Source organism: Lacticaseibacillus yichunensis (assembly GCF_003946405.1).
In the GTDB taxonomy this organism is placed as follows: domain Bacteria; phylum Bacillota; class Bacilli; order Lactobacillales; family Lactobacillaceae; genus Lacticaseibacillus; species Lacticaseibacillus yichunensis.
Genome location: NZ_RHOG01000018.1, coordinates 1 through 14,750 on the forward strand (window position 1 = coordinate 1; position 14,750 = coordinate 14,750).

Annotated in this window: 13 protein-coding genes; 5 read left to right on the forward strand and 8 right to left on the reverse strand. The window is 57.9% G+C overall.

The window, feature by feature from the left end; translation table 11 throughout:
- Positions 1 to 209 precede the first annotated feature (209 nt).
- The 7 genes from EKM95_RS06645 to EKM95_RS06675 form a co-directional block, all read right to left on the reverse strand.
- Entirely contained in the window at positions 210 to 2,201 is a 1,992-nt protein-coding gene (locus EKM95_RS06645) for an acyltransferase family protein (protein WP_125697063.1), read from the reverse strand.
- Between the two features lie 43 nt (positions 2,202 to 2,244).
- Positions 2,245 to 3,531, reverse strand: a complete 1,287-nt coding sequence (obgE, locus tag EKM95_RS06650; protein WP_125697064.1) for a GTPase ObgE — start codon at positions 3,529 to 3,531, stop codon at positions 2,245 to 2,247.
- Positions 3,532 to 3,806: 275 nt separating this feature from the next.
- The gene (locus tag EKM95_RS06655) at positions 3,807 to 4,826 is read right to left on the reverse strand and encodes a hypothetical protein (protein WP_125697065.1); all 1,020 of its coding nucleotides are present in this window, start codon (positions 4,824 to 4,826) and stop codon (positions 3,807 to 3,809) included.
- Positions 4,819 to 5,712, reverse strand: a complete 894-nt coding sequence (locus EKM95_RS06660; RefSeq protein WP_125697066.1) for an ATP-binding cassette domain-containing protein — start codon at positions 5,710 to 5,712, stop codon at positions 4,819 to 4,821. The genes EKM95_RS06655 and EKM95_RS06660 overlap by 8 nt, the downstream gene beginning before the upstream one ends.
- Positions 5,696 to 6,088 (reverse strand): GntR family transcriptional regulator, encoded by a 393-nt coding sequence (locus tag EKM95_RS06665; protein ID WP_125697067.1) that lies wholly within the window; start codon positions 6,086 to 6,088, stop codon positions 5,696 to 5,698. Before EKM95_RS06665 ends, EKM95_RS06660 begins: the two co-directional genes overlap by 17 nt.
- A gap of 106 nt (positions 6,089 to 6,194) precedes the next feature.
- Positions 6,195 to 6,515: a DUF898 family protein gene (locus tag EKM95_RS06670; RefSeq protein WP_125697068.1), complete on the reverse strand. Its 321-nt coding sequence runs from the start codon at positions 6,513 to 6,515 to the stop codon at positions 6,195 to 6,197.
- Positions 6,516 to 6,610: 95 nt separating this feature from the next.
- On the reverse strand, positions 6,611 to 7,708 hold the full coding sequence (locus EKM95_RS06675; RefSeq protein ID WP_125697069.1) for a DUF871 domain-containing protein: 1,098 nt from the start codon (positions 7,706 to 7,708) through the stop codon (positions 6,611 to 6,613).
- A 215-nt stretch (positions 7,709 to 7,923) separates the two neighbouring features.
- Between EKM95_RS06675 and EKM95_RS06680 the strand changes: the two genes are divergently transcribed.
- From EKM95_RS06680 to EKM95_RS06690, 3 genes are read left to right on the forward strand one after another with little or no spacing between them, the layout of a single operon-like run.
- Positions 7,924 to 8,673 (forward strand): DeoR/GlpR family DNA-binding transcription regulator, encoded by a 750-nt coding sequence (locus EKM95_RS06680; protein ID WP_125697070.1) that lies wholly within the window; start codon positions 7,924 to 7,926, stop codon positions 8,671 to 8,673.
- Positions 8,670 to 9,587: a 1-phosphofructokinase gene (pfkB, locus tag EKM95_RS06685; protein WP_125697071.1), complete on the forward strand. Its 918-nt coding sequence runs from the start codon at positions 8,670 to 8,672 to the stop codon at positions 9,585 to 9,587. Before EKM95_RS06680 ends, pfkB begins: the two co-directional genes overlap by 4 nt.
- A 7-nt stretch (positions 9,588 to 9,594) precedes the next feature.
- Positions 9,595 to 11,565, forward strand: coding sequence for a PTS fructose transporter subunit IIABC (locus EKM95_RS06690; RefSeq protein WP_125697072.1), 1,971 nt, complete (start codon positions 9,595 to 9,597; stop codon positions 11,563 to 11,565).
- Between the two features lie 98 nt (positions 11,566 to 11,663).
- Here the strand turns inward: EKM95_RS06690 and EKM95_RS06695 are convergent, their stop codons facing one another.
- On the reverse strand, positions 11,664 to 13,139 hold the full coding sequence (locus EKM95_RS06695; protein WP_125697073.1) for an MFS transporter: 1,476 nt from the start codon (positions 13,137 to 13,139) through the stop codon (positions 11,664 to 11,666).
- A 291-nt stretch (positions 13,140 to 13,430) separates the two neighbouring features.
- Between EKM95_RS06695 and EKM95_RS06700 the strand changes: the two genes are divergently transcribed.
- Together EKM95_RS06700 and EKM95_RS06705 are read left to right on the forward strand one after the other, a co-directional pair.
- Positions 13,431 to 13,967: a GNAT family N-acetyltransferase gene (locus EKM95_RS06700; RefSeq protein WP_125697074.1), complete on the forward strand. Its 537-nt coding sequence runs from the start codon at positions 13,431 to 13,433 to the stop codon at positions 13,965 to 13,967.
- A gap of 189 nt (positions 13,968 to 14,156) precedes the next feature.
- Complete coding sequence (locus EKM95_RS06705) at positions 14,157 to 14,477, forward strand: DMT family transporter (RefSeq protein ID WP_125697075.1); 321 nt, start codon at positions 14,157 to 14,159, stop codon at positions 14,475 to 14,477.
- Positions 14,478 to 14,750 lie beyond the last annotated feature (273 nt).

Below are 14,750 nucleotides of genomic sequence, written 5' to 3' on the forward strand. Positions count from 1 at the left end.
AGCCCCGAAGCCCTCTAAGCCCTCTAAGCCCTCTAAGCCCTCTAAGCCCTCTAAGCCCTCTAAGCCCTCTAAGCCCTTAAGATAACAAAAAGCCCCCTCAAAAGAGGAGACCCATAAAAGCTTAAAACATAAAACCAACACCATTTGACAAATTTCCAAAAAAAGCCGCGCCAGCATTTCTGCCGGTGCGGCTTTTCGCGTCCCGCTTCCTATTTTGCGAGTATCGCCTTGGCGATCAAGCTTGCGTAGTACGGGTTGCCTGTTGGATTCATGTGGACTAGATCATCGTAGAACCAGTCGCGGTGACTCTTGGCGTAGTCGTACCAGTCGATCACGGTCAGGTTCGGGTACTTTTTCGCCTCGCTGGCCAGCGTTGAGTTGACGTCGTTTTGCCAGGTCCGCGTCGGCACGTGCACGTTGATCCAGAAGACTTGATGGTCCTTACCGATTGCCTGCACCATATCGTCGAACTGCGCCGTGGAGAATGGGCCGTTGGTGCCCAGGCCGATCAGCACGATGTTCGCCAGGGCCCCGGTTGCCGCGTAATGCTTGACGGTACCGATCGAATCGACCATTTGCCGCGAAACTGTCGCGTCGATGAAGGCTTTTGGAAAAATACGTTGGAGAATCGGTTTCCCATCCAGCATGACCGAATCGCCGATACCGGTGATGCCGATCGTCTGTGCGCGCTGCAATTGCACCTGGGTCAAGCCATATGCCTGCAGGTCCTGGTTCACGGGATGCTCGGCCGCCTTAGATTCCTCCGCGCGACTTTGCGACTGAGAAACCGAGATCGAGGCCGATTTATCCTTGGCGATCGACTCGGACTCAGAGCGGGCCGCCGCGATGCTTGAGCGCGCCGCAGCCAGCTCCTTGGCCTTTTGTTTTTCGTCCGCCTTATTTTTCTTCAGCTGACGCGCCAGCGGGGAGTCGTCCGCGGTGTCTTTTGCCCCAGGCGCCTTGGCGACACCGACGAGGCCGACTGCCAGGATGATCAAGGCCAGGTAGGACACGACCCGACGGCTGATCCGCATTTTGCCAGACGGCGTGACCAGGGCCTTGAGGTAGGCGCCAGTCTGCCGAAAATCAAAATGCGCGATCGGCTGCTCGATGAAGCGATACGACAGCTCCGTCAGCGCCAGGATGATCGCCACTTCGATCACCGGATACAGCACCGGATGATCGGCGACATCGCGGAAGCGGCTCTCAAAGAAGATCATGACCGGGAACTGGTAGAGATAAATGCCATAACTGCGACTGCCGATGTAACTGAACACCGGATTGGACAGCAGCCGGTCAAAATGCGCGGCCGGATGCGCGACCACCGCGACCAGCATCATCGTCAGAAGGGAAAACAGGAACATCCCCCCTTCGTACAAAAACGCACTTTGGGAATCGACGAAAAACACCATCACCAGCATGCCAGCCAGCGAGACTGTGCCCACCCCGTCCAAAAACAGCCGACTGGTCGTGGGCATCGACTCCGAGAGTTTTGCGCTGGGCCACAAGAACGCCAGCGCCGCCCCGAGCAAAATGGAGAACACGCGCGTATCCGTGCCGTAATACAAGCGGCTAGGATCAAAGTTCGCGCCACTGGCTGTGTTGTGATACAGCACAAACATCCAGACGCCGGACACCACCGCCAGCACGAACACGACATTGAAGATCTGCTCGCGATGCTTGATCAGATACAGCATCGCCAGCACCAGAAACGGCCAGACGAGGTAGAACTGCCCCTCGATCGACAGCGTCCACAAATGCGTGAACGGCGACTCCCCATCTGCGTACCGGGCAAAATAGGACTGGCCATTCAAGATCTGCCACCAGTTATACACATACGCGAGGTTCGTGGCCACCATCAGATGCAAGTTGTGCAAGAGATTTTGCTGGAACAACACGATATACGCACTGGTGGCAAACAGCACCGCGATCAACCCCGGATACAGCCGCTTGATGCGCTTGGTGAAAAATAGCTTGAGGTCGATGCGATGCGTGCGGCCGTATTCCATCAGGAGGCCATCCGTGATCAGATACCCGGAGACCACCATGAAGATCGGCACGCCGAGATAGCCGCCGCGAAAAAGATCCGGCCTTAAATGATACAAAATGACACCGATCACCCCAAGCGTGCGCAGGCCGTCGAACCCTCTGATGTAACGCCGCTTGGGCTTGTTGCGAATTGCGTTTGTGTTAGTTGCCATGCGCCACCATCCTCAACTCCAAAAATCACAAAGACAAACGCCCTTACTCCACGAATTCAAATGTAAAATCATCGATCGCCACAAGGTCGCCGGATTTGGCCCCCGCTTCCCGCAGCGCATCGTCAACGCCAAGGTTCCGCAATTGACGTGCGAAACGCAGCGCCGAATCGTCGTGATCCAGATTGGCCATTTGGTACATTTTTTCAAGCTTCTTGCCCGACAAGATGAAGGTCCCGTATTCGTCGCGAGTGATCTCGATCTTGTCTTCGTCTTGCTGGAACACGTAATCCGCCGGGACGGCCTTGGACTTCGGCTGCAGGGCTGGCGCGTTCTGCAGCGCCGTGGCGGTGTCTTGCATCAGCTGCGCCACGCCATCATGGGTGATGCTGGAGATCTGGTAAATGTGATCTTCCGGCACGCCATCCTTGAGCAGGCCCGCCTTGAACTCGGCAAACCGCTCCGCTGCACCTGGCAGATCCATTTTCGTGGCGACGACCAGCTGCGGCCGCTCGAGAATCGTGTCATCATACGTGCTCAATTCTTGGCGGATCTGTTGGTAATCGGTCAACGGGTCACGCCCGTTATCGGGATCCATTTCGACCAGGTGCAAGATCACGCGGGTCCGCTCCACGTGACGCAGGAACTGGAAACCCAGCCCAACGCCATTGGACGCCCCTTCGATCAGTCCCGGCAAGTCGGCCATCACAAAATCGGACCCGTCGTCGAGTTGCACCATGCCCAGGTTTGGCACCAGGGTGGTGAACTGATAGGCCGCAATTTTGGGCTTCGCGGAGGTCACCACGGACAACAGGGTCGACTTGCCGACAGATGGGAAGCCGACCAGCCCAACATCGGCCAGCACCTTGAGCTCCAGCGTAACATAGCGATGCACGCCGGGTTCGCCATTTTCGGCGATCTCAGGGGCCGTGTTTTTCGGCGAGACAAAATGGACATTGCCGCGCCCGCCACGGCCGCCGCGCGCAACGACCACTTCATCCCCCGGATTCACGAGGTCGCCGAGCTGCTCATGCGTGTCGGCATCAAAAACGGTGGTACCGCCCGGAACAGCCAGCCGAACATCCGTCGCCGCCGCGCCATACATCTGCTTGCCTTGGCCATTACCCCCATTTTTTGCGTGAAAATGCCGCTGGTAGCGAAAATCCATCAGCGTGCGCAAGCCCTCATCCACATAAAGAATGATGCTGCCGCCGCGCCCGCCGTCACCGCCGGCCGGGCCACCAAATGGCACAAACTTTTCATGACGGAATGCCACCATTCCATCCCCGCCTTTTCCGGCTTGAACTTCGACTGTTACTTGATCAACGAACATCGGGCGCCTCCTTTACCTCTTTTGCACAACAAATTTACAATGTTCTCATCGTACGTGATGCAGCGGGCAATTGCAATCAAACCTGCTCGCCACTTTTCTTGGTCTATTATACCAGCCAGAGCGCCGGCGTGGGCGGCCGTTTGTCATATTTTTGTAACAATTCTGTTAGACCGTTCCGGCAAAAAAAGGAACTGAGCAAAACGGCCTAGTTCCCTTCAATTTCGTCTCGTGGTCTCAAGGACTTCCAGCTTTCCAATCAGCCTCAGCCCTATGATTTAGAGCCGCGCCAGCCACCGCCCAAATCGTCCGTGCAACCGTCCGCGCAGGCCGAACACAATGCCGGCAAACAACAACAGCAGTGGCACTAAGACTCCCAAGCGCGTCCAAGATAACGAATCCAGCAGCGCGAAGATAGACGCGACCCAGCTCAAGCCAAACAGTGGCCAATACAGATGCGGCGCCGTCAGGAAGTGCCCATCAAATTCCGCACTTTGCGAGCGATACAGGCGCTGTCCCAGCCACAGTAGGATTCCGCAGACGACTAACAGCACAATATAAAGGAAGAAACGTTCGCCGCCAGCGCCGAGGCCAAGCTGGACCAACCAGTAATCCACGCGCGAGAACGCCCCCAAGCCGAGCAAAAGCAGGAGCGGCGGCGCGCAGACGATCGCCACAAAGTTTCCAAACAGTTGCGCCACCACCGCGGCGAAGAGAAAGCAGCTCAGCGCGTACAACTCATTTAACCCGATCAGCGCCACGCCCGAAAAAAGCGTCATTTCATCATACGTCGCGCCGACGGCCAGTGGCATGCCAACCATGTCCAGCGCATACCGCACCAAGGTGAACAGGGCGACCCCGCCGCCATAGACGGTCAGCCGGCTCCAGTACGCGTCCTTGCGTCGGCCCAGGCCAAACAGGAAGCGGTCAAACCCACTCAAGCTGTCCCATCCGGTGCAGATCAGGCCAACCACGACCACCGCGATCAGCCAGACTGGGTCGACGGATTGCAGAAAATTACCAGTAGGCGCCCAGCCCAATTTGTCGATGGTGCTTTGCGGGTAATAGCGCAGGGCTTCTTTGCGCATCTTCGGAATCTCACGTTTCGCCTCGGCCGTCGTCACACCGGGATTGTCCCGCTTGTACTCGGCGACTGTGATCGGGGTGAACCGGTCAGCCTGATGGTAACTGCTGACGGCCTCGGCAAACGACACGCCCCAAATCACCAACATCACGCCCAACAACAAGAGCAGCACCGGACGATGGCGCCGGAACATCACTTTCATCATCTTACCCATGGACCCGCTCCCCTTCATTGTCTTGGTATTCGCTGCGGAACAGATCCGACAGCTCAAGTGGCAGCGGCGCAGCCAGAACCGGTTCGGCCGCCTTGACCGCCGCCTCGACGACCGGGTCGTAATCCTTGAACAGGACCTCCAGCACCCGCCCGCGCACGTTCAAGATCTGGCCGTGGACCCGCACCACCTGCGGAATCTCGGCGTCCTTGAACACCAGCTGCAACTTCACCGCTTTTTCGCGCAGCGACTCCAACTCGTAATCGTGGCTGATCGTTCCGTTCCGTAAAAACAGCACGCGGTCCGCCAGCCCATCCAGCTCGCGCAAGTCATGGGACGCGATCAAAAAGCTGCGGCCCTCATTGGCGACGGCTGCGATCACATTTTTCACGATTGCCTCGCGGATAAACAGATCCAGCCCATCAAACGGCTCGTCCAGGCAAACAAACGGCACGTTGCTCGCCAGGTCCAGTGCCATCACGACCAGGGCCTGGTACCCCTTGGATAACTCGCCATACTGCTTGCCCATCGCTAGATCGTGGTCGGCAGCCAACCGGGCAAACCGGCCGGCATCAAACTGCTCATATGTCTCCGCAAAATAGCGGCTGATCTGCGCCAACGTGTTGCGCTTGAAAAATAAGTTGGCGGGGTCTATGTAAAGGAGCTGCTGGCGCAGGGCCGGATGGTGGCAAAGCGCCGCATCATCCAGAAAAACGCCGCCTTGTTGCGCGCGATACTGGTCGGTCATCGTCCGCATCAACGTCGTCTTACCCACCCCGTTGCGCCCGACCAGACCAAGCACTTGTCCTTGTTGCCAGCGAAAACTGACATCTTGCAGCACCTTTTTGCCTGCGATTGCGAGTCCCAAATGATCAACGGTCAATTCCATTTGTTTGTCCTCCTTGCCGTGCATAGATCTGTGCGAGCCACCCCCGCACCGTGCCTTCACTGACCCCAGCGGCGCAGGCCTCGAGCACCGCTGCCTCGACCTTGGGCCGCACCACATTGGCGGCAGCCTGCTGCGCGGCGTCGTCGGGTTCGGCGATAAATGACCCGAGCCCCGGCCGCATTTCGACCACATGATCCGCCTCCAGCTGTTTATACGCCTTGGCGACCGTGTTGGGATTGAGTTTGACTTGCTGCGCCATTTCGCGGACCGACGGCAATTTGTCGCCGGGGCGCAAAATGCCTGTGGTGATCTGTTGTTTGACATCTAGGACCAGTCGCTCGTAGTACGCGAGATGACTGAATTGCTGATCGTCCATCGGTGGGCCTCCTTCCCCGTGTCTTACGTGTACTATTATACATAGTACACTAAAAAGGGCAAGCAAAAACGGCCATTCTTTTTTTGAATGACCGTTTGCGTCGTGGTTAGTCGATGAAGCTCGTGTGGCTGACCTTCCAGTCCTCCAGCTTGATGAACACCCAGAAACCGTAGATGCCAAGGGTGATGATCGTCAGGAGCAGCCATTTGATCCAATTGCCAAACAGGCCGACCGCGCTGCCGGAAAAATGGAGCCGGTGCCCCTCGACGACTGTGTGATTGATCTTCCAGCCGTAAAGCATGCACAGCGCCCAAGGGTAACAGATTCCCAGGGTGACGATCGTGACCAGCCCGCCCAGCAGCGACCACCCGATGTAGCTCAAGAGCCCGCCATCGAAAAATGAGGTGCGTCCGTTTTTTTCTTCCATAGAAATAGCCCTCCGTGTTTGACTTGATTGTCATCCACGCAGGGCCGAAAAGCAATCTATTTAGTTAACTACGTGCCCGATCAAAACGGGCTGCGTTAGTCCTTCGTGGCATCCGCCAGACGGAACCCGCTCCATGGCTTGAGGTAGTCCAGCAGGAACAGTTCTTCCGGATGAATTTTGCCAACGACATTGACGCGGCCGCTATTTGGCATGGCCTTCAGCGCGATCTGAGTCTCGCCCTTGTACTGGCCGAAGCCGACATTGTCGATCAGCACATCGCCGCGCTGAATGTCGACGGTGTTGTGGGCCGGAAAATCGCGATCGGCATACTTCACACGCGTCTGGGTGCTACGCAGGATGTACTCGCTGCGGTCCCCGCGATAGTTGTGATCGTTATCGAAGAGGACTTCATGCTCCAGTGGCGTAATGTCGGCAGCCGGCACGACCCGAACAACCGGGTAGTCGGCAACAAACGCATCGCGCGCCGCCTTCAATTCCGCCTCGCTGGCATAGGCATTGCCGATAATCAGATCGTTGATGGTATCCATCAAGACGTAATGCTTGACCTGCGTGGCGATCGGCAAGTCGCGATGGCTCTCAAGCGAGCACAGCCCATCTTGCGTCGGCCACGGGCCAAACGTGGCGTTGTGCGAATTGATGAACGCCGCGGTGTTCAAGTTGTACTGGGTGAACAGCGCCGTCGCCTGTTCGAAAAATGTCTGGCCCAAGCCGGAGAACTGATGCGGATAGAAGTTATGGGACCCCAGCAGGTTCTCGCGGTTTGGCGAAAACGCCATGATGTTGTCGATATAATGCGTTCCTTGAGACATATTCACTTCGATCTTGATCCCGTATGGATTGCGGGTCATCTTGGCCTCTTCCGCCCCGGTGAACCCAAGGTCAAGCCGCACGCCCCATGCCCCGAGGTCCTTGAAGAACTTCAGGTTGTCATAGGTGACGCCGAGCTGTTCAAACAGCGCCGGGTTGATGTCGACCATGACCTCCATGCCAAGCTCGTTGGCCTTGTCGATCACTTTTTTGAAGCCGGCCACGACCTCGTCTTTGTTGCCTTTGATCTCAAGCAGCGAGGTGAAGACGCGCTTGAAGCCGTATTTTGCAGCGAGTTCAAGGTACGCTGCGTCTTTGTCATAAGTAGAACGTTCTGGATAAACAGATACGCCGAGTTTTCCCATGTGATGTCTCCCCTTTCATCGTCTAGGGTACCACATTGGACCAGACCAATGAAAGTGCTTCCCTCTTTTTTCATTAAAAACGCGTCCTGGTGTCACATTTTGCGGAGGCCCCTGACCGGTTTTGAACGGCCTTGCCAATTTTCTGAATGTTTTTGAACGAAATAGATTGCATTTGAACGAACCCTGCGTATAATGACAATTGTGAGGTGAAGAAAATGCTTACAGAAGAAAGACAGCGCTATATTCTCGATCTGCTGCAACGCCAGCCGATCGTCAAATCCCAGGACCTCATTCAGGCACTGGGCGCCAGCGAATCCACGATTCGCCGCGACCTGGCCGAGCTCGAAGCCGCGGGCCAGCTCCGCCGCGTCCATGGCGGCGCCGAGCGCGTGGCTTCCAGCGCCCCAGAGCCAAGCGTGCAGGAAAAAGCCACCCAGGCTCTGGCCGAAAAACAGGCGATCGCCAAGGCGGCGGCCGCGCTGGTCACCGCCCACAGCACCGTTTTTCTCGATGCAGGCACCACGACTGCGCAGCTGATTCCGCTCCTTGCCGGCAAGGACGTCACGGTGGTCACCACCGGCGTCGACAATGCCAGCGCGCTGGCGGATTATCACATCACCGCGATCATGCTGGGCGGGCGCATCAAGTCCGCCACCAAAGCTGCGGTGGGCGCCGCGACCGTGATCGCATTGGAGTCGATGCATTTTGACTTCGCGTTCATCGGCGCCAATGGCATTCACCCGAAATACGGCATCACCACCCCGGACGAAGAGGAGGCGCACGTCAAACAAACGGCGCTCGACCAAGCGCGTTCGGCTTATGTGCTGGCCGACCCCACCAAGTTCGGCCAGGTGAGCTTTGCAAAAATTGCCAAGCTCACGCGGGTTGCGATCTTGACGACGCCACTGCAGACGCTTGCCGCATCGTATCAAGAATTCAAAAACATTCAGGAGGTCTCAAATTGATCTACTCGATCACACTTAACCCCTCGATCGACTATGTGGTCACCAGCGACCAGCTTTTTCTGGGCCGCGTGAACCGGTTGACCGAAACCACCAAGCTCCCTGGTGGCAAGGGCATCAACGTCTCACGAATCTTGCAGGCGCTGGCCGTGCCCACAGTCGCACTGGGTTTTCTCGGTGGCTTCACCGGCGACTTTATCAAAAATGCCCTGAAGGCCGATGACCTGCCCTGCGATTTTACCCCGATCGCAGCCGACACCCGCATCAATGTGAAATTGCGGGCGGAAAGTGAAACGGAACTCAACGCCCCTGGCCCGCGCATCACAGACGACGAACAGCGCGCCTTCATCACTGCGTTGACCGAGCGCCTGCAGCCAGGCGATGTCGTGGTGATGGCAGGCAGTCTCCCGCCGGACCTACCCGCCAGTTTTTACCGCGACCTGATTCCCGCCATTCACGCCGCGCAGGCCGAATTCGTGATCGACACGACTGGCCAAGCGTTGCTGGATACCTTGGCCGATCATCCGCTCGTGGTCAAACCCAATCATCACGAACTGGCCGCGCTCTTTGACGATGCCCCTTACCCGAGCATTGAGGCGACGGTGGTAGCGGGCCGCAAGCTCTTGACCCTCGGCGCGCAGCACGTGCTGGTCTCCATGGCCGGCAAAGGCGCGCTGCTCATCGAGGCGGACCGCGCGTATCACGGCAACACAAGGCCCCAGCAAGTGATCAATTCGGTGGGCGCCGGCGATTCAATGCTAGCAGGCTTCACCGGCCGCCTCACAGCAGGCGCGACCCCACTTGAGGCGTTCAAGACCGCGCTGGCTTGCGGCTCGGCCACGGCGTACAGCCAGGACCTAGCCACCCGGGAAAAAATCGATGACGTTTTAGCAACTGTGACTGTGAAGGAAGTGTAAAAGGAAAATGGACATTCGAGACTTACTGTTAAAAGATGCGATGATCATGGACCTCAAGGCAACGACAAAGGAAGCCGCGATCGACGAAATGGTCGACCGCTACGCCGAAGTCGGGGTGATCAACGACAAAGAGCTATACCGCAGTGATATTTTGAAGCGTGAAGCCGAATCCACGACCGGCATCGGGGATGGCATCGCGATGCCGCACGCCAAGGACAAGGCGGTCACCCGCGCCACGGTCCTTTTTGCAAAAAGTGACGCCGGCATCGACTTCAACTCGCTGGATGGCCAGCCAGTCTACCTGTTTTTCATGATCGCCGCTCCAGAAGGCGCCAACAACGTGCATCTGCAGGCGCTATCCGCCCTGTCCTCCCTGTTGATCGACCCCGCGCTGATCGCCCAGCTGAAACAGGCCAAGACGCCGGATGACGTCCAGCAGCTGTTCGGCGCGGCCCAGGCCGCCAAAGACGCCAAGGAAGCCAAAGAGCAGGCGGAAGAAGCCGCGGCCCAGGCAACCACCAGTGGCACCATCGTTCAGCCAACCGCAACGACCGACACTAAGCCATACATCGTCGCGGTGACCGCCTGCCCGACCGGTATCGCGCATACTTACATGGCCGAGGCCGCACTGAAAGAGACAGCCGAGAAAATGGGCGTCGCGATCAAGGTCGAGACCAACGGCTCAGAAGGCGTCAAGCATCACTTGAGCCAGGCCGACATCCAAAATGCGGTCGGCGTCATCATCGCAGCCGACAAAAAAGTCGACATGGATCGATTCGCGGGCAAGCATCTGATCAACCGCCCCGTGATCGATGGCATCAAGAAGCCGCAGGAACTCATTCAAGAGACCCTCGACGAAAAAGGCGCGATCTATCAGGCGGCCGGCGACGGTGCCGCTGCACCAGCCGATGACGGCACCAAGAAATCCGTTTGGAACCGCATCTACCAGGACCTGATGAATGGCGTGTCCAACATGTTGCCATTCGTTGTCGGCGGCGGCATCATCATGGCCGTTTCCTTCATCTTCGAAAACTGGCTCGGCGCCAAATCACTGGCCTTCACCTTCACCAACAGCGTCGGCAATTACGCCTTCAACCTGCTCGTCCCGGTGCTGGCGGCTTACATCGCGGTCTCGATCGGCGACCGGCCGGCGTTGATGCCCGGGTTCGTCGGTGGGATGATGGCCACCCAAGCCACCGCTTCGATTCTGCACGGGCAAAACGCAGCCGGGTTCCTTGGGGGCCTGGTGGCTGGCTTTACCGCTGGCTGGTTGATCATCGGGCTGAAAAAACTGCTCGCCAACACACCAAAATCCCTCGATGGCCTCAAAACGATTCTGTTTTACCCAGTCCTCGGCCTGTTTTTGATCGGCACCATCATGTACTTCATCGTCAACCCGATCTTCGCGGCCATCAACGGCGCGCTGATCTCCTGGCTTGAAAGCATGGGCACCGGCAACGCCGTCATTCTCGGCGTGATCTTGGCGGCAATGATGAGCATCGACATGGGCGGCCCCTTCAACAAGGCGGCCTACACCTTTGCCATCGGCGTTTTCCAGTCTTCCTCAACCGGAACCACGCTTGGGGATGGCCGCTGGATGGCCGCGGTCATGATTGGCGGCATGATTCCGCCGCTGGCCATCGCCTTGGCCTCCACCTTCTTCCCGGCAAAATTCACCGAACAGGAACGCAGCGCGGGTCTTTCCAATTATGTACTGGGCCTGACCTTCATCACTGAAGGCGCGATTCCATTCGCCGCAACGGATCCGCTGCATATCATCGGCAGTTCCGTCATCGGCTCCGCCATCGCGGGCGGCCTGACGCAACTTTGGCACGTCAATGTCCCGGCTCCCCACGGCGGGATCGTCACCTTGCTTTTGACGAACAACCCACTGGGCTTCATCGGCGCGCTGGTGATCGGCGCCGTGATCGCCGGCTTGATTCTTGGCATCTGGCGGCCAGTGGCAAAAGAAGCATAAGTTTGGTCGTAAAATAAGTTTGGTTACAAAAAAAAGAGGCAGGATGCTTCGTCGCTCGCAGTAGTTGCGCGACGAGACAGCCTGCCTCTTTGTTTTGATTAAGAATTTGCGAGCTTGTGAGCCGAGTCGGCGTTCGAGTCACCTCCTGGCACTGCCCCGCGTGCCTGCCACAACGGCACCATTTTCGCTAGCACCACCACGGCAATCAGCGCCAATGCGGCTGCGACCAGCATTGCGGTGTGCATGCCGGCGATGAACCACCCAGGCTGCGCGTTCGGAAACGTCACGATGCGCCGCCCCGCCACCGCGGACATGCGCGCAAACAAAATGGTCGACGCGACACTGGTTCCTGCCACCATGCCTAAATTCCGCGCCAGCGCGTTGAAACTGCCGGCAATCCCCAACTCATTTTTCGGCACGACCGACATCACTAAGTCGCCGATCGGGGATTGGAAGATCCCGCTGCCGAGGCCCAAGACGATCACGACCGCAGCGAACCGCCATAATGGCGAGGCGGCGTCGACCAGCAGATACCCGGCGCTGCCGCCAGCGATCAGGGCTGCCCCGATCAGCGCCACTCCCGCCGCGTTGAACCGATCCGCGAGCCAGCCGCCTAGCGGTGCCGCCAGCGTCATCATCAACGGATACAGCGTCAGGAGCGCTCCCGCCCCACCTGGTCCAAGTCCGCGCGCATCTTCTAGGTAAAATGGCATCAGCACGGTGGTGAAAAATTGCACCATGAATACTAGAAAAACCGCCAGCACTCCGAGTGAAAACAGCCGGTTCTTGAAGATCGTCAGCGGCAGAAGCGGCCCCGGGTGCACGCGCTCCGTCAGCAGGAAAAGAATCAACGCGGCGCCTGCCACTAACAGGAGGGTGAGCACGATCGGCGACGAAAACCCGCGCGATTGACTCAAATTAAGGCCCCAAAATCCCGCGGCGATCGCGATGGCCTGGGTCAAAATGCCCAGCCAGTCAAGCGCTTTGGCCGCGGCCGCGCCAACCGCTGCCCCATTGCCCATCGCCCACACCGCAAGCGCCAGCGCGATCAGGCCAAACGGGACATTCAGCCAGAAGATCACCGGCCAGCTCGCCACGGCCAACACCAACCCGCCGACACTGGGCCCCGCCACCGCGCCCAGCGCGACAAAGGTGCCGACAAAGCCCATCGCCCGCCCGCGTTCCTTGGCCTCAAAGCTCGCGGTCACGATGCCATACGTATTCGCCAACGTCATTGCTGCGCCAGTTGCCTGGACCACGCGCGCCGCCAGCAGGAAATAAAAGCCCAAGTTGATGCCCGCCATCACCGAGCCGAGGATGAAGACCGCCGTCCCCCATTTAAAAATACGCGGTTTGCCGATCAGATCCCCCATTTTTCCAAATGGCAGGAGCAGGGCACTGACCACGATCAGATAGATCGAAGTCGCCCACACCATTTGGCTGGCCGGCACGTTCAGGCTCTTGGCCATCACCGGCACCGCGATATTCACCACCGAACTGTCCAGATTCGTCATGAAAGCGAAAAAGCCCAGCGCCGTCAGCGCCCACCAGCGCCGATCTGTGCGTACATCCATCGGAATCCCCCCTCTTCTTATGATTATACGAGCGTTTGTGAAAACTCGTTGCGATTTGGCTTGCAAGCTGAGTTGACGCGGTTTTGCCAGCGTCTGGCAGCGTCGCGTGACGCGGTTTTGCCGATAGTGGGCAGCGTCGCGTAAGGCAGTTTGCCTGCCATTTCTGCAGGCGCCGCGTCACGATTTTCACCAGCCGGCCAATTCGCGATGACACGCGAGACTTCTGACTGTTTTCTTCCCAGCCAGACGGGTATACTATCGTTATGACTTTATTAAGGAAAGGGATCTGAAATGGCAGAGATCGAATACGACGCAATGGGCGCCCATGAAGCGGAAGCAAAGGCATACTTTATTGAGCACTGGGGGTCCGACAGCCTGATCATCTCGGCAGGCGACTATCATTTCGACGACCTCAACGGGTTGGTCGCGCTGGAAGACGGGCAAGTGGTCGGCCTCCTCACCTACGCCGTGCACGGTAATGCGATGGCCGTCGTCTCACTGAACTCAATTCGCAACGGCCGCGGCATCGGCAAAGAGCTCCTGGCCCTGGCAGAAGACATGGCCCGCGGACTCGGCGAAACGAAGATGATGGTCTCGATCATGAATGATAACATGCAGGCGCTCGGCTTTTTCCAGCGCCAAGGGTATCGCATGGCCAAGATCTTGCGTGGCTCCCTGGACATGGCGCGCCAACGCAAGCCCGAGATTCCGCTAGTCGGCATGGACGACATTCCGCTTCACGATGAGGTCCTGCTGTCCAAAGTCTTGCCACAAGACGTGCCCCTCGATATTCCGCCAGTTCCGGTCACGCCGGAAAGCGACGACTAAAACAGGGTTGTCCTGACGGCGCTTCCATGATAAGATAACAGCATCACAGATAAACTATCGCCGGATAGTCAGCATCAGCGCCTTCCCTTAGGCTAAATGGGAAGGTGCTGATGCTATTTTTTTGCGAAAAATCGCGGCGTGCATCGCTGCTCGGCGGCGTTTTCGGCGATGCCAAGAGGAGGAAATACAATGGCTTGGTTCACATTGATTTTAGCGGGATTATTCGAATGTTTCTGGGCAACGATGCTCAAGCTCAGTCAGTGCTTTTCCGTGTTGCGCTTCTCGGTGCTCACGGTGCTCGGGATGATTGCGAGTTTTCTGCTGCTCGCCCATGCGACACGCACGCTGCCCCTGTCGCTGGCTTACCCGATCTGGACGGGCATTGGCGCAGTGGGAGCGGTGCTCATCGGCGTCCTGTGGTTCGGCGACCGACTGACGCCTGCCACGTGGTTCTTTGTGGCACTGTTGTTGATCGGCATCGTGGGCCTAAAGCTGGCGAGTCACGCCTGATTTGGAAAATAAGTACAACAAACAGGCCGCCGAGACCCAAATTTTTCGCCAGCCTGTTTGGTGCTGGAGCGGCGCGGTTCTCCCCCTTCCCCTTGGGTACAGGAAAGAACCCCGTCTCATCACTATTCAATTACCATCGCGCGGTATGTACCCCGGCCGCTGGCTTAGTACTCCGGACTTCCCGACTCACGTGCATTGATGGTAGGAGGCAGCCCATGCTCCCTAATGTCTGATCTAGAACACCATCAATGGTTGCGAGCCGCAAAGGAGCCG

What these genes read in the sequence shown, in the direction of transcription:
- EKM95_RS06645 (WP_125697063.1), bottom strand. Translation starts at nt 2,201, where the DNA reads ATGGCAACTAACACAAACGCAATTCGCAACAAGCCCAAGCGGCGTTAC.
- obgE (WP_125697064.1), bottom strand. Translation starts at nt 3,531, where the DNA reads ATGTTCGTTGATCAAGTAACAGTCGAAGTTCAAGCCGGAAAAGGCGGG.
- EKM95_RS06655 (WP_125697065.1), bottom strand. Translation starts at nt 4,826, where the DNA reads ATGGGTAAGATGATGAAAGTGATGTTCCGGCGCCATCGTCCGGTGCTG.
- EKM95_RS06660 (WP_125697066.1), bottom strand. Translation starts at nt 5,712, where the DNA reads ATGGAATTGACCGTTGATCATTTGGGACTCGCAATCGCAGGCAAAAAG.
- EKM95_RS06665 (WP_125697067.1), bottom strand. Translation starts at nt 6,088, where the DNA reads ATGGACGATCAGCAATTCAGTCATCTCGCGTACTACGAGCGACTGGTC.
- EKM95_RS06670 (WP_125697068.1), bottom strand. Translation starts at nt 6,515, where the DNA reads ATGGAAGAAAAAAACGGACGCACCTCATTTTTCGATGGCGGGCTCTTG.
- EKM95_RS06675 (WP_125697069.1), bottom strand. Translation starts at nt 7,708, where the DNA reads ATGGGAAAACTCGGCGTATCTGTTTATCCAGAACGTTCTACTTATGAC.
- EKM95_RS06680 (WP_125697070.1), top strand. Translation starts at nt 7,924, where the DNA reads ATGCTTACAGAAGAAAGACAGCGCTATATTCTCGATCTGCTGCAACGC.
- EKM95_RS06690 (WP_125697072.1), top strand. Translation starts at nt 9,595, where the DNA reads ATGGACATTCGAGACTTACTGTTAAAAGATGCGATGATCATGGACCTC.
- EKM95_RS06695 (WP_125697073.1), bottom strand. Translation starts at nt 13,139, where the DNA reads ATGGATGTACGCACAGATCGGCGCTGGTGGGCGCTGACGGCGCTGGGC.
- EKM95_RS06700 (WP_125697074.1), top strand. Translation starts at nt 13,431, where the DNA reads ATGGCAGAGATCGAATACGACGCAATGGGCGCCCATGAAGCGGAAGCA.
- EKM95_RS06705 (WP_125697075.1), top strand. Translation starts at nt 14,157, where the DNA reads ATGGCTTGGTTCACATTGATTTTAGCGGGATTATTCGAATGTTTCTGG.